General features: G+C 73.2%; 12 protein-coding genes. 1 reads left to right on the forward strand and 11 read right to left on the reverse strand.

Annotation, left to right across the window (positions count from 1 at the left end; all coding sequences use genetic code 11):
* Window positions 1-2: 2 nt before the first annotated feature.
* Window positions 3-560 carry a peptide deformylase gene (gene def / locus AB0C01_RS00285; protein ID WP_357254853.1) on the reverse strand — a complete coding sequence of 186 codons (558 nt, stop codon included), beginning with the start codon at window positions 558-560 and terminating at the stop codon, window positions 3-5.
* Window positions 561-749: 189 nt separating this feature from the next.
* On the reverse strand, window positions 750-3,239 hold the full coding sequence (locus AB0C01_RS00290; RefSeq protein WP_357569834.1) for a tetratricopeptide repeat protein: 2,490 nt from the start codon (window positions 3,237-3,239) through the stop codon (window positions 750-752).
* Between the two features lie 242 nt (window positions 3,240-3,481).
* Between AB0C01_RS00290 and AB0C01_RS00295 the strand changes: the two genes are divergently transcribed.
* Window positions 3,482-4,762, forward strand: coding sequence for a hypothetical protein (locus AB0C01_RS00295; protein ID WP_357569835.1), 1,281 nt, complete (start codon window positions 3,482-3,484; stop codon window positions 4,760-4,762).
* A 79-nt stretch (window positions 4,763-4,841) separates the two neighbouring features.
* On the opposite strand, the gene AB0C01_RS00300 is transcribed toward AB0C01_RS00295, so the two are convergent.
* The 9 genes from AB0C01_RS00300 to AB0C01_RS00340 form a co-directional block, all read right to left on the reverse strand.
* On the reverse strand, window positions 4,842-5,825 hold the full coding sequence (locus tag AB0C01_RS00300) for an AAA family ATPase (protein WP_357254846.1): 984 nt from the start codon (window positions 5,823-5,825) through the stop codon (window positions 4,842-4,844).
* Window positions 5,826-6,083: 258 nt separating this feature from the next.
* On the reverse strand, window positions 6,084-8,180 hold the full coding sequence (locus tag AB0C01_RS00305; protein WP_357569836.1) for a primosome assembly protein PriA: 2,097 nt from the start codon (window positions 8,178-8,180) through the stop codon (window positions 6,084-6,086).
* Between the two features lie 59 nt (window positions 8,181-8,239).
* Window positions 8,240-9,433 (reverse strand): methionine adenosyltransferase, encoded by a 1,194-nt coding sequence (metK, locus tag AB0C01_RS00310; protein ID WP_357254843.1) that lies wholly within the window; start codon window positions 9,431-9,433, stop codon window positions 8,240-8,242.
* Between the two features lie 87 nt (window positions 9,434-9,520).
* On the reverse strand, window positions 9,521-10,729 hold the full coding sequence (coaBC, locus tag AB0C01_RS00315) for a bifunctional phosphopantothenoylcysteine decarboxylase/phosphopantothenate--cysteine ligase CoaBC (RefSeq protein WP_357569837.1): 1,209 nt from the start codon (window positions 10,727-10,729) through the stop codon (window positions 9,521-9,523).
* Window positions 10,730-10,743: 14 nt separating this feature from the next.
* Complete coding sequence (rpoZ, locus tag AB0C01_RS00320; RefSeq protein WP_030335666.1) at window positions 10,744-11,007, reverse strand: DNA-directed RNA polymerase subunit omega; 264 nt, start codon at window positions 11,005-11,007, stop codon at window positions 10,744-10,746.
* Between the two features lie 65 nt (window positions 11,008-11,072).
* A complete protein-coding gene (locus tag AB0C01_RS00325) occupies window positions 11,073-11,606 on the reverse strand; it encodes a guanylate kinase (protein ID WP_357254839.1) in 534 nt (177 codons plus the stop codon).
* Window positions 11,607-11,631: 25 nt separating this feature from the next.
* Window positions 11,632-11,949 carry an integration host factor, actinobacterial type gene (mihF, locus tag AB0C01_RS00330; protein WP_030335662.1) on the reverse strand — a complete coding sequence of 106 codons (318 nt, stop codon included), beginning with the start codon at window positions 11,947-11,949 and terminating at the stop codon, window positions 11,632-11,634.
* A 178-nt stretch (window positions 11,950-12,127) separates the two neighbouring features.
* Window positions 12,128-12,964, reverse strand: a complete 837-nt coding sequence (gene pyrF, locus AB0C01_RS00335) for an orotidine-5'-phosphate decarboxylase (RefSeq protein ID WP_357569838.1) — start codon at window positions 12,962-12,964, stop codon at window positions 12,128-12,130.
* 64 nt (window positions 12,965-13,028) lie between these two features.
* Window positions 13,029-14,303 carry an adenosylmethionine--8-amino-7-oxononanoate transaminase gene (locus tag AB0C01_RS00340; protein WP_357569839.1) on the reverse strand — a complete coding sequence of 425 codons (1,275 nt, stop codon included), beginning with the start codon at window positions 14,301-14,303 and terminating at the stop codon, window positions 13,029-13,031.
* Between the last annotated feature and the right edge of the window lie 144 nt (window positions 14,304-14,447).

The following is a 14,447-nucleotide window of genomic DNA, read 5'->3' on the forward strand; positions in this document are numbered from 1 at the left end:
GGTCACCGACCCAGACCGAAGGGGTCGCTGATGTGCGGGCTCAGCTTGACCGTGGGTGGGGCCGCCGCGTCGTACCAGTCGGCCTGACGGATCGCCTTCATGGCTTCCTTGCGCCCCTCCTGGTCCAGCCGGTCCAGGAACAGCACCCCGTCGAGGTGGTCGGTCTCGTGCTGCACGCAACGCGCCATCAGGCCGGTGCCGACGATCTGCACCGGGTCACCGAAGGAGCTGAAGCCCTTCGCGATGACATTCTGCCGACGCTTGGTGTCGAAGTAGAGGCCGGGAATCGACAGGCAGCCCTCCGGGCCGTCCTGCTCCTCCTCGTCCGGAAACTCCAGCACCGGATTGATCAGGTGCCCGAGCACGTCGTCGACGTCGAAGGTGAACACCCGCAGACTCACGCCGAGCTGCGGCGCGGCCAGGCCGGCGCCGTTCTGCTCACGCATCGTGTCGGTCAGGTCGGCCACGAGCCGACGCAGCTCGGCGTCGAAGGTGACCACCGGATCGGCCGGCGTGCGCAGCACCGGATCCCCAAACAGACGGATGGGCTGAACGGTCACGCGGGATGGCTCCTTCGACAGGTGGATGGGCGTCACGTACCAGTCTACGGAGTGCCCGGCCGCGCGCTGGCCGGCGTACCTCGATCGGCCACCGCAGGTGTGCCCAGCGTCACCGGCCGGCCGCCGGGCACCGGCCGAGCGCGCCCGGCCCCGGCCCCTCGCCGACGTCCGGGCGGCCCGTGCGGAGCGTCAGCCCCACGCCGAGCACCTGGGCGTCGCCCGGCTCAGCAGGTCACGTACCCGCTCGACGTCGGGGTGACCGAGATCGTCGAGGATGCCCAGGGCCCGCCGCCAGGTGCGGACGGCGCCCGCCGTGTCCCCCGCCGCGTCTCGGCTCTCGCCGAGGCGGGCCAGGGTGTCCGCCTCGTCGTAGCGGTCGCTGACCCGCCGGTACAACCCGAGCGCCCGCTGGTAACAGCGGATCGCCGCGCGGTGGTCACCCAGCCGGGCGTGGATGAAGCCGAGGCTGTCCCAGGTGTTCGCCTCACCGTGCCGGTCCCCGGTCGGACGCAGCAACACCAACGCCTGCTCGCAGTGCGCGAGCGCGGGCCCGTACTGGCCGAGCTGGGCGTGTGCCCAACCGACCGCGTTGCGGGCGCTGGCCTCCCCGGCCGGATGACCGGCGGCCCGGTACAGCGCCAGGGCCCGCTGGCCGTGGTCCAGCGCCTCGGCGTACCGGCCGAGCCCGTCGAGCATCGCGCCGAACGCCCGGTGGGTGCGCGCCTGCCCGGTGTGGTCACCCAACGCCTCGAAGATCACCAGGGCCTGGCGGTAGTTCCGGGCCGCCTCGTCCACCCGGCCCAGCCGGGAGAGCACCCGGGCCAGGTCGCGGTGGGCGTTCGCCTGCCCCAGCCGGTCACCCGCGCGCCGCGCCCCGGCCAGGGCGGCCCGCTGGGCGACCGCCAGGTCCGTCCACCGCCCCCGACGCTGCAGGAAATCCACGAGTGTCCAGGCCAACTGCCAGGCGTGCCCGTCGAACCCGGCACGTCTCGCGTGTGCGACCGCCGCCAGCAGCACCGGGTACTCGATGGTGAACCAGGTGAGCGCCTGACCGTGGTCGGTGATCTCCTCGGGCAGCACACCCGGTGGGGCGGCGGCCAGAGCGACCGGATCCCGGCCCGGTTGCAGCAGCAACGCCGCCGCGTGGGCGGTGTGCAGGTAGTGGTCCAGCCCACGCCGGATCGCCGCCCGCCGGGCCTGCGCCGGTTCGAGGCGTTCCGCCAGCTCCGCCGCGTACGCCCGGAGGAGGTCGTGTGCGCCGAACCGCCCGGGGGCCTGCTCGGTGACCAGGTGGGCGTGGGCCAGCTCCGCCAGCAGTCGAGGCACCTGGCCCCGGGGCAGCCCGGCCAGGCTGGCCGCCGCGGCGACCCCGATCTCCGGCCCCGGATGGCAGCCGAACAGCCGGAACAGACGCGCCGCCGCAGGCGTGAGGCTCCGGTACGACCACGAGAAGACCGCCTGCACGTCGCTGCCGGCGTCGCCACCGTCGAACGAGTCCAGCGGGTGCGGCGCCTCCCGCAGCTCGTGGGCGAGGGCGGCCAGGCCGAAGGCGGGGTTCGCCGCGCCCCGGGCGGCGAGCACCGCCAGCGCCAGCGGCAGCCGCGCGCACCGCTCGATGATCTCGTCCACCGCCCGCGGTTCGGCCGCCAACCGGTCCGCGCCGAGCCGCCGGCCCAACAGTTGCCAGGCCTCGACGGTGCTGAGCAGGCCGACGCCGATCGGGCGGGCGCCGTCGGCGGCGATCAGACCGGCGAGCCGGTTGCGGCTGGTGACCAGGACCAGGCAGCTCGGGTTGCCGACCAGCAGGGGACGGACCTGGTCGATGTCGCGGGCATTGTCGAGCAGCACCAGCATCCGGCGACCGGCGAGCAGACTGCGATAGAGGCCCACCTGCGCGGAGAGGTGGGTGGGGATTCGTTCGGGCGGCACCTCGAGGGCCTCCAGGAAACCCCGGACCGCCTCGACGGCAGTCACCACCACCCCGGAGGAGTCGAACCCGCGCAGGTCGACGTAGAGCTGGCCGTCCGGGAAACGGGCGGCGATCCGGTGCGCCCAGTACACCGCGAGCGTCGTCTTGCCGACCCCGGCCGTGCCGGACAACGTCAGGACGGTGCCCGGCGCCATGCTGTCGTCCCCGGACCCGCCGGGGCTGGCACACGCGGCGTCGAGCTCGGCGAGCTGGGCGGCACGCCCGACGAATCCCGGCAGCGCCGGGGGCAGTTGGCGGGGCACCGGGAAGCGGGCCGACGGCGTACCGGGGCGTGGGGCGCCGGCCCTGGCCCGTCCGGCCCCGGCACTCGCCCGTCCGGTCGTCGCGTGGTCCCGGTTCGGACTTCGGCGGCGCTCCTCGACCCGGTCCCGTGCCGTGGCCAGTGCCCCCTGCTCGGCAGGGGCGGCACCGAGCAGCCTGATGAGCGCGTCGAACCGCTCCGGCGGAGGCAGGATGTTGCCGGCGAAGTACTCCCCGATGATCCCGCGCGACCAGCCGGTCTTCGCCGCCAGTTGCCGGTACGTCAGTTGGGTCTCGCCCTGCTGCCGGGCTTCCCGACGGCGCAACTGGCGCAGCAGCCCGGCCAGTTCCTGCAACGTCTGCGCCTCGGCGGCGGCGTGGGTCACCTCGAACGCCGCGGACGATCCCGGTGCCGCCGATCGACCGGAAGGTACCCGTTGGTCGGACATGCGGCTCCCACCCCCCGGTCACCCGGCCGCCCCGGATGCGCACGGGCAGGCTAATTCCGCCCCAGCGCCGGTCGATAGGCGAGCGCCGATGTCTGACAGTTCCACGTCGGACAGTGGACCGTCCGGCGCTGTCCGGTGGTGTCCAGCCCCGTCCAGGATCCGTCTCGCGGCGCCGACGTCCCGTGCCACCTTCCTGGTGCGGGTTCGGCCCGCTCCACTACCCCTGGGGGAAGAGGTACCTGATGATCCGTCCACATCTGACCGTCCGGCGGTCTCCGTCGCTGCTGCGGCGCGTCGCCGTCGCCGCGTTCGGCCTCACGCTGCTCGCCGCGGGCGTGACCGCCGCACCGGCCACCGCCGCACCCGGAGGCAAGGCCGCCACCGCCGGCTCGTTCGTCGACAGCACACCGGTGCCCGGCGGCTTCGCCTCCTGGTCGGAGCTGCTCCGGCTCCAGGAGCGCATGAACACCGCCGCCGCGCGGATCACGAACGCCGCCGAGCGCAGCGCGAACTCCGGCTTCGCCGGAATCGTCGCCGATCCCACCACCCGGCACCTCCAGGTCTACTGGAAGGGCGAGCCGCCGGCCAACCTGGTGGCCACCACCCGGGCCACCGTCGCCACCAAGGTGCTGTCCGCCCCGTACTCGCAGCGGGAACTCGTCGCCGCGGCCGACCGGCTGCGGGCCAAGGTCGGCAACCAGATCACCACGGTCGGGCCTCGCGCCGACGGCGCCGGCCTGCTCGTCGGCACCCAGGACGGTCTGCTCGGCGCGTCGGCACTCGCCGGCGTCCCGGTGACCGTGCAGACCGGGGTCGCCGCCGCGCCGGCCACCCGGTGGGACGACAGCCCGCCGTGGTGGGGTGGCGCCGCGTGGCGCAACACCGCGACCGGCGGTGGCTGCTCGACCGGCTTCGGCGTCTACCAGGGCGGGGTGACGCGGGTGCTCTCCGCCGCGCACTGCGCCAACCTCAACGTCCTGGCGACCGACCCGACCGGGCAGACGATCGGCACCGTCGGCACCCGCAACGTCAGCACCGACACCCTGCTGCTCAACGGCAGCGGCGGCGGCCGGGTCTTCAACAACAGCACCAACGCGGCCGGCCAGGTGGTCAGTGAGTTCAACAACCAGGTGATCGGCGCGACGGCCAGCCAGGTCGGCAACTGGGTCTGCACCTCCGGCGCGTACTCCGGCACCCGCTGCTCGATCCAGGTGAAGGCCCGCAACCTGTGCATCAACGTGCGCAACTTCGGCACGGTCTGCGGTCAGGTGCAGGCCGAGAGCACCCTCCGCACCAACGCCGTCGGTCAGGGTGACAGCGGCGGCCCGGTGGAGATCGTGAACGCGGCGAACACCCTCCAGGTCTGGGCGACCGGGACCAACACCGCCATCGACGACACCAACACCTCGGTGGCCTGTACCGGCTACGTCCCCACCGGTCGGACCTGCGCCTGGCGGTTCTACTACGAGGACATCTTCTCCGGCATGGCCGGCGTCGGCGCCTCCGGCGTGGTCCTCGGCTGAGGCATCGCCTCGACGCACCGACCGAACAGGTGGCCGGGCCGGCGCGCACCCCGCGTGCTGGCCCGGCCCATCGCTGGGCTCAGGCGCCGGCGGCCGGGTCCCCGGCGAGCACCGCGTCACCGCGCAGCAGCGCCGGCTCGGGTAGCGGCAGCTGGATCTTGTGGGCCGCCTCCCAGTCGTAGATCAGGCCGGGGCGCACCTGGGCGGCGAAGTAGTCGATCGCGCTCATCCCACCCACCACCGGCTCGTCGACCTCGGCGACCAGTTGGGCCGGGACCAGCGAGAACCCGTTCTGCAGGGCGGCGCTGAGCCGACGGTGACCGTCGACGACGAAGAAGTACTCGCCGGTGAACCCGATCTTCAGCGGTTCGAGGGCCTCGTCGCCGGCCTCGGCCACGTCGCCGACGAAGTCGGTGTCCCACAGACCCCGCAGGGTGGCAATGTCTTCGGTCGGGTAGACGCGGGCCGGGTCCAGCAGCAGCAGCGGCGGCCCGTCGCGCAGCACCTCGGCGCCGAGCGTGCCCTCGTACGCGGCGACAATGTGCTCGATCACCTCGGCCGCCGAGGCACGGGTGGTGTCGCAGATCAGGTCGTAGTTACGCAGTCGGGCCTTGTCCACCCCGTACCGGACGATGAACCGGCTGCGCTCGCTCGCGCTGCGTTCCCGGAGCTTGGCCTTGGCCTCCTCCAGGGAGGCGTAGCTCTCCGCCGGCCCGGACGGACGGGCCAGCACCCGGCGGGCCGCCTCACCCGGCTCGGTGATCATGTGAACCTTGAGCGCGTCGGTGAAGAAGTGCCAGGCCAGCCGGGAGTCCATGACGAGGCGCTCACCGGAGGCGGCGATGTTCCGCTGGAGCTGGTCGACGTAGCCGTCGACGGCCTGGTCGAGCTCGGCGTGCAGATTGAGCTGCAGAGCGGTCATCTGCCGCTGCTGCGCCATCTCCCGGTAGAGGTCACCCACACTGACCCGGCGCATGCCGAGCCGCTTGGCGATCTCGACCGACACGGTGCTCTTGCCGCTGCCGAGGTCGCCGTTGAAGACGATCGATTGTCCAACGGTCACGACTGGTCCACCCCTGCTCACCGGCTCAAAGACATCATCGACATCGCGTCCGACCGACGCGTTCCCGCCATCGTCGCGCCATCCTGCGGCGGCCCCCAGCACGGCGCCTGTGACGCTCCGTCGCAACCTGGAGCCGTCGTACGCCTTGGCATGACGGGCGATGCTACCACTCCGCCGCCACCGCCCTGTCGGACGCGGTGTGCGAGGACCAACCGCGCGGGCCGGGCCCGTCGCCCGCCGACGCCCCCCCGAAACCGCTCAGAACAGGCTCAGCGGGTCGACCTGGAGACGAACCGGATCGGCGGCCTTGCGGGCGGCGCGCACACCCGCGGCCGAGTGCAGCGCCTCGGCGAGCGCCGCAGCCCGCGCCCGGGGCACCCGGACCAGCATCCGCTCCCGGCCCTCCTCGGCCGGCACCGGCCCGAGCACCTCGGCGTCGTCGGGCAGCCGGGCCGCGGCGAGCAGGTCGGCCACCGCCTCGGCCGCGCCGGTGACGCTCGCCATCCGGACGGCCGGTGGGAAGCCCAACTCCCGACGCTCGGCCAACTCCCGGCCGGCGAACCAGGCGGCGTCCCAGCGCAACAGCGCCTGCACCGGGGCGAGCGCACCGTCGGCGACCACCACCACCCGGCCCGCGGGTGCCGGGCGGGCCAGGGCCGCCGCCGCCAGCCAGCGACGCAACGCCTCCTCACCGGCGCGCAGGTCGGCCCGGGTCAGCAGAGCCCACGAGTCGAGCAGCAGCACCGCTCCGTAGCCGCCCGCAGCGACCGGCTCGGCGCCGGGCGTGGTCACCACGAGGGCGGCGCCGCCGGGCACGTCGGTCAGCACCTCCTCGCGCCCCGAGGTGCGCACCGGCACGCCGGGGAACGCCCGACCCAGCTCCTCGGCGGTCCGCCGGGCGCCGGTCACCGCGGCCCGCAGCCGCCGCCCACCGCACTGCGGGCAGGCGTACGCGGCAGCCACCCGGGCGCACCACCGGCAGGCCGGGGTGCCGCCGGCCGAGGGCAGCGCGAGCGGCCCGGAGCAGTGCTCGCACCGGGCCGGGGTGCGGCACTCGGCGCAGGAGATCGACGGCAGGTAGCCGCGACGGGGCACCTGCACCAGCACCGGCAGGTCCTGCCGGAGAGCGTCGCGGGCGGCCGTCCAGGCCAGGCTGGGCAGTCGGGCGGTGGCGGCCCCCGGGTCGCGGGCCAGTTGCGGGTCGTCGCCGGTCGGCGCGATGGCCGGAATCCGGGCCCGCACGGTGGCCCGGTCGGCGACCACCTCCCGCGCCCAGCCGGTCTCCAGCAGCAACTGCGCCTCGGCGGTGCGGGCGTACCCGCCGACCAGCGCGCCGGCCTCGGCGAGCTGGACGCGGGTGAGCAGCACGTCGCGGGCGTGCGGATACGGCGACCGGGGCTCGGAGTGCAGGTCGTCACCGTCGTCCCAGATGGCGACCAGGCCGAGCCGGTCCACCGGGGCGAACATCGCCGCCCGGGTGCCGATCACCACCGGCACCTGCCCGCGACGGGCGGCGAGGAACGCCCGGTAGCGCCGGGCCGGACCGAGGGCGGCGGAGAGGCAGACGTGCCGCCCCGGGCCGAGCACGCCGGTGAGCGCGGCGTCCAGCCGGTCGAGGTCGCGGGCGTCGGGCACCACCACCACCGCGCCACGCCCGCCGGCGACGGTGGCGGCCACCGCGTCGGCGTAGCGGGCCGCCCAGTCCTCGCCGGGCAACGCCGACCAGACCGCGCGGGGCGTCCGGCCATCGGTGAGCGCCCGCAGCAGCGCCGGACCCGTCGGGTAGTCCCGCCACCCGCGCGGGTCGACCGGGTCGGCCGCCGGGTCGACGGCCGTCGGGTCTACGGCCGTCGGGTCTACGGCCGTCGGGTCTACGGCCGTCGGGTCTACGGCCGTCGGGTCGACGGCCGTCGGGTCGACGGTCTCGGGCCGCACGGTCGCGGACGCGGTGTGCCCCGGCCGCGCGGTCGAGGGTTCGGCGGCGGGCGGGTCGAGGGTGTCGGCGTCCGGTGGAACGGACGTGCCGTCGTCGCGGGGCTCCTTCTCGACCCGGGCGTGCCGGGGTGGGACGGCGAGCCGGAGCACGTCGGCGAGGCTGCCCGCGTACCGGTCGGCGACCGCGCGGGCCAGCCGGGCGATCTCGGGCGCCAGCACCGGCTCCGGCGAGACGACCTTCTCCAGGTACGCGAGGCGGCCGGTGTGCCCGGAGTCGTCGGCGCGCGACAGCAGCCACCCGTCGACGAGTTGCCCGGCGAAGCGCACCTTCACCCGGGTACCGGGCACCGCCACCTCGTCCAGCTCCGCCGGCACCAGGTAGTCGAACGGCCGGTCCAGGTGCGCCAGGCCGACGTCCACGCAGACGCGCGCGACCGGCGACCCGTCCGCGGGTCGCCGGTCGCTGCGCTTGGTGGCGGTCAGGCTCCCGCGGCCGACTTGAGGTCGGCGGCCCGGTCGGTGCTCTCCCAGGTGAGGTCCGGCAGCTCCCGGCCGAAGTGGCCGTACGCGGCGGTCTGCTGGTAGATCGGGCGGAGCAGGTTGAGGTCCCGGATGATCGCGGCCGGACGCAGGTCGAACACCTCGGTGACGGCCTTCTCGATCGACGCGACCGGCACGGTCTCGGTGCCGAACGTCTCGATGAACAGGCTCACCGGGTGGGCCTTGCCGATGGCGTAGGCGACCTGCGCCTCGCACCGCTCGGCCAGACCGGCGGCGACCACGTTCTTGGCGACCCAGCGCATGGCGTACGCGGCGGAGCGGTCCACCTTGGACGGGTCCTTGCCGGAGAACGCGCCGCCGCCGTGGCGGGCGTACCCGCCGTACGTGTCAACGATGATCTTGCGGCCGGTCAGGCCGGCGTCGCCCATCGGGCCGCCGATCTCGAACCGGCCGGTCGGGTTGACCAGAAGCCGGTAGCCGTCGGTGTCCAGGCCGAGGCTCTCCAACTCCGGGGCGATCACGTGGTCACGCACGTCGGGAGTGAGCAGCGAGTCCAGCGAGATGTCCGCGGCGTGCTGGCTGGACACGACCACGGTGTTCAGCCGGACCGGGCGCAGCCCCTCGTACTCGATGGTCACCTGGGTCTTGCCGTCCGGCCGCAGGTAGGGGATCGTGCCCTCCTTGCGCACGGCGGCCAGGCGGCGGGCCAGCCGGTGGGCGAGGGCGATCGGCAACGGCATCAGCTCGGGCGTCTCCGAGCAGGCGAAGCCGAACATCATGCCCTGGTCGCCGGCGCCCTGCGCGTCCAGCGCGCTCTCCGACGCCCCGGTCCGCAGCTCGAAGGCGTTGTCCACGCCCTGTGCGATGTCCTCGGACTGTGCGCCGATGGAGACGCTGACGCCGCAGGACGCGCCGTCGAAGCCCTTCTTCGACGAGTCGTAGCCGATGTCGAGGATGGTGCGGCGGACGATCGTCGGGATGTCCGCGTACGCCTTGGTGGTCACCTCACCGGCGATGTGCACCTGGCCAGTGGTGATCATGGTCTCCACCGCGACCCGACTGTGCGGATCCTCGGTCAGCAACGCGTCGAGGATGCCATCGCTGATCTGGTCGGCGATCTTGTCCGGGTGGCCTTCCGTGACCGATTCGGACGTGAAGAGGCGGCGTGTCACGGCACTCCTAAGCGTGTGAGGTCGTTCCGCGGCAGTCTAATCACCACTGCGGCCGGTGCAGGGACCGGTCGCGCTCCGTTCCACCCGTCAGGAGCGGACGGGCAGCCGCGCCACGACGAGATCCCAGACGGTGTCGGCCACGGCTTCCTTGGCCTGCTCGGGCAGCCGGCTGACCGAGCCGTCCGCGCCGATGACCGTCACCGTGTTGGTGTCGGCGCCGAAGACCAGGTCGGGACCGACCTCGTTGACGACGATCAGGTCGGCCCGCTTCCGAGCGAGTTTCGCTCGGCCGTTGGCCTCGGCGTCGCCGGTCTCGGCGGCGAACACCACAAGCAGCTGCTCCGGTCGTTTGCGCTGGCCGAGCTCCGCCGCGATGTCCGGGTTCGTGACGAGCTCGATGGTGGGCGCGACACCGTCGTCCGACTTCTTGATTTTGCCAGGCGCATAGGCCGCCGGCCGGAAATCGGCCGGAGCCGCCGCCATCACCACCGCGTCGGCCTCGACCGCGGCCTTCAACGTCGCCTCCCGCAACTCGGCGGTGGTGCCGACCCGGATCAGGTCGACGCCGGCGGGGTCGGCGAGGGAGACGTTGGCCGCGATCAGGGTGACCCGGGCGCCTCGGGCGACCGCCGCGCGGGCGAACGCGTACCCCTGTTTGCCGGAGGAGCGGTTGCCCAGGAAGCGGACCGGGTCCAGCGGCTCCCGGGTGCCACCGGCGGTGACGACCAGCCGGCGGCCGGCCAGGTCGGCGGGGGCGGAGGCACCTCGGGCCAGGACCCGACGGGCGACGGCGAAGATCTCCGCCGGGTCGGGCAGCCGACCCTTGCCGGTGTCGACGCCGGTGAGCCGCCCGACTGCCGGTTCGATGACCCGGACCCCCCGGGAGCGCAGCGTGGCGACGTTGGCCACGGTGGCCGGGTGCTCCCACATCTCGGTGTGCATGGCCGGGGCCAGCAGCACCGGACAGCGGGCGGTCAGCAGGGTGTTGGTCAGCAGGTCGTCGGCGAGCCCGTGCGCGGCCTTGGCGAGCAGGTCGGTGGTGGTCGGTGCGACCACCACCAGGTCGGCCTGCTGACCGAGCCGGACGTGCGGCACCTCGTGCACGTCGGTCCAGACGTCGTCGGCGACCGGCTGGCCGGAGAGTGCCGCCCAAGTCGGCGCCCCGACGAACCGGAGCGCCGACGCGGTCGGCACGACCCGGACCCGGTGACCTGATTCGGTGAAGAGTCGCAGCAGCTCACACGCCTTGTAGGCGGCGATGCCGCCGCCGACCCCGAGGACGATCGAGGCGGACATCGGCCGGCGAGTGCTTACGGCTGGTCGGTCGGCTCGGCGGTGAGCAGGCCCGAGTTGATCTCGCGCATGGCGATGGAGAGGGGCTTCTCCTGCGGGGTGGTCTCGACGAGCGGGCCGACGTACTCCAGCAGGCCCTCGCCGAGCTGGCTGTAGTAGGCGTTGACCTGGCGCGCGCGCTTGGCGGCGAAGATGACGAGCGCGTACTTCGACGTCGTCTTCTCGAGGAGCTCGTCGATCGGCGGGTTGGTGATGCCTTCGGGGTTGGCGATGGATCCCACGAATTTGACCTCTGCGTCTTTCGAGCCGCGCGCACGCGGTGTTGAGTCTCAACGGCGGCCGGCGGTCAGCCGCGCACGCGCGACCAGGCCGGATCCGGATAAGAAGAACCGAGTAAGCCTACCAGCTCGTCGACCACCCGCTCGGTGCGGTCGTGGGTCAGCGTGTGCGTGAAGGCGGCCGCCACGGTGGGGTCGGGTTCGTACCCCGGTGGGCCCAGCAGCACCAGCCGCGCATCGGGCCGGCGGGCCCGCACCACCGCCGCGCCGGGCAGGTCGAGCGGGAGCAACACCGGCTGCCCGGCGTCGAGCCGGGCGCGCAGCGGTGGGTACGGCGTGCCCCGGCGGTATGCGCCGATCCGGGACCACTCCAACAGCTCGCCCGCGGCGAGCCGGCGATCGAACTCGGCGGGGGCGAGGAAAACGCGGTCGTCCCCGTCGATCTCCGCCTCCCGGCGCGGCCTGGTCGTGGCCGGCACCGGGATCCACACGGACGGAGAACGCGCCCGGACCAGCTCGACGACACTCTCCCTGCCGGAACCCGAAGGTCCAGCCAGGACAGTGAGCCGAGCAGCCGGGCGCGCCTCGTCATCCGTGCTCACTGCTTGTTTCTACACGCTGCCAGGTTCAGTTGGCGGCGAACTCTCCAAGCAGTGCCTTGCGCTGCTGCTCGCCGAGGCCACGCAGGCGACGGCTGTCCGCGATCTTGAGCTTCTCCATGATCTGGGTGGCCCGGATCTTGCCGATACCCGGCATGGCCTGCAGGACGGCCGAAACCTTGAGCTTGCCGACGACGTCGTCGCTCTCGGCGCGCTCGAGGACGGCACCAAGAGTGGTCTTGCCCTGCTTGAGCTGCTCCTTCAGCTGAGCACGGGCCTTGCGGATCTCCGCGGCCTTCTCGAGCGCGGCAGCGCGTTGTTCGGGGGTCAGTGACGGGAGCGGCACCAGTTCTCCTCAGGTCCCTATCGCGGCGGGCGGGGCGCACCGCCGCATCTGTGAAACGTGGTGTCGCTGTGAACCAAGGGGTCCATGGTTCCCAGCGCGGGGAAAACTAGCGGCCAACGGAGCTTTCGGCAACGTGGGGGCCGCATGATCACCGTAAGGTGACCGACCCGTCAGTCAGTCACCGGGCAGGCAGGACGGCCCGGCAGTCGGCCAACACGCGGTCCGCGGCGGCCCGCAGGGCGTCGACATCGGGGCCGGCGGAGAGCACCTCCCGGGAGTACGACGGGAGCACCGAGGCGAGGCTCGAACCGAAGACGGTACGCAGATCGGCGGCACCGGCACCCTGCGCGCCGAGCCCCGGAGCGAGCAGTGGACCCCCCACGCCGGAGAGGTCGTGACCGGTGTCACCGATGGTCGCCCCGACCACCAGACCGAAGCTTCCGAGCGGAGTCGCACCCTCGTTGAGCTGGGAAATCTCGTCGATCACGGTTTGCGCCACGGTGCGGCCGTCGGCCGTGCGGGCCTGCTGCACGGCCGCGCCCTCGGGGTTGGAGGTGAGGGCCAGCACGAACACGCCGCCGCCGTGCTCGGCGGCCAACTCGAACATCGGCGCCAACGAACCGACTCCGAGGTAGGGGCTCGCGGTGACCGCGTCGACATACATCGGGCTGGATGGATCGAGGTACGCGGAGGCGTACGCGCGCATCGTCGAGCCGATGTCGCCGCGCTTCACGTCGAGGAGAACGAGCGAGCCGGCATTCCGTAACTGTCGGATAGTTGACTCAAGAATCTCCACTCCGCGGGATCCGAATCGCTCGAAAAAGGCCGACTGAGGCTTCACCACCGCAACCCGGTCACCGAGCGCCTCGACGACGGTCCGCGCGAACCGATCCAGTCCCGAGACGTCGTCCGGGAGGCCCCAACCGGCCAGCAGACCCGGATGCGGGTCGATGCCCACACAGAGTGGCCCCCGCTCGCCGATCGCCCGGTGCAGCCGGGTTCCGAAGCTCTCCATCCGGTACTCCCTCTCTCCTGCCGGGCGGCGGACCGCCTCCCGGGTGTGCGTTGACGACGGCGGTTCAGCCGGCCGCCACCGCCGCCGCCACCCCGGCCGTGATCCGGGCCAGGTCGGCGTCGTCGGTGACGTACGGCGGCATCGTGTAGACGAGGTCGCGGAACGGGCGCAGCCACACCCCCTGATCCGCGGCGGCCACGGTGGCCGCACCGAGGTCGACCTGGTGGTCGAGTTGGACCACCCCGATCGCGCCGAGCACCCGCACGTCGGCCACGCCGGGCGCACCGCGCAGGGGCTCCAGGCCGGCGCGCAGGCCGGCGCCGACCCTGGCCACCTGGGCCGACCAGTCCCCGGCCCGCAGCAGCCCGATGGAGGCGTTGGCCACCGCGCAGGCCAACGGGTTGCCCATGAACGTGGGTCCGTGCGCGAGGACGCCGGCGGCGGAGATGCCCCGGGCGACCTCCGGGGTGCAGAGCGTCGCCGCCAACGTCAGGTAGCCCCCGGTGAGCGCCTTGCCCAGGCACAGCACGTCCGGCGTCACCCCGGCGTGCTCGGCGGCGAACATCGCACCGGTACGACCGAACCCGGTGGCGATCTCGTCGAAGATCAGCAGCACCCCGTGCGCCCGGGTCACCTCGCGCAGCACCCGTAGGTAGCCCGGATGGTGGAACCGCATCCCGCCGGCGCCCTGGACGACGGGCTCGACGATCACCGCGGCCAGTTCGTCGGCGTGCCGCTCGACGGTCTCCACCAACGCCGCCACGTACGCGTCGTCGGGCGGGTCGTCGAAGCCGCCGGGCGGGACCGGGGCGAACACCTGCCGGGGCAGCACGTCGCCCCAGAGGTGGTGCATGCCGCCCTCCGGGTCACAGACGCTCATCGGGTGGAACGTGTCGCCGTGGTAGCCACCCCGCCAGGTCGCCAACCGGCGCCGCTGCGGTCGGCCGACGGCCCGCTGGTACTGCAGGCACATCTTCACGGCCACCTCGACGCTCACCGAGCCGGAGTCGGCCAGGAACACGTGCTCCAGGCCGTCCGGGGTCAGCTCGACCAGGGTCCGGGCGAGCCGTACGGCGGGCTCGTGGGTGAGCCCGCCGAACATCACGTGGCTCATCCGGCCGAGCTGGTCGGTCGCCGCCGCGTCCAGCACCGGGTGCCGGTAGCCGTGGATCGCCGCCCACCAGGACGACATCCCGTCCACCAGCTCCCGCCCGTCGGCGAGCCGCAGCCGCACCCCCTCGGCGCTCTCCACCACGTACGGCGGGTTCGTCGGGGGCAGCGCGGCGTACGGATGCCAGACGTGCGCCCGGTCAAAGGCCAGGATCTCCTCGGGTGTCACACGTACTCCTTCCAGACACGGACAAGCCGGGCGTCCCACAGCCGAGAGTCATCCCCGCGCCCTTTGCTCGGCTTCACCGGACGCGACACCCGGTGTCCGGAGAGCGGACGTCGGCCGTCGCGTGGGTTGACGCAGAGCAAAGGG

Origin of the sequence: Micromonospora sp. NPDC048905 (assembly GCF_040649655.1) — a bacterium.
Classification (GTDB): Bacteria; Actinomycetota; Actinomycetes; order Mycobacteriales; family Micromonosporaceae; genus Micromonospora.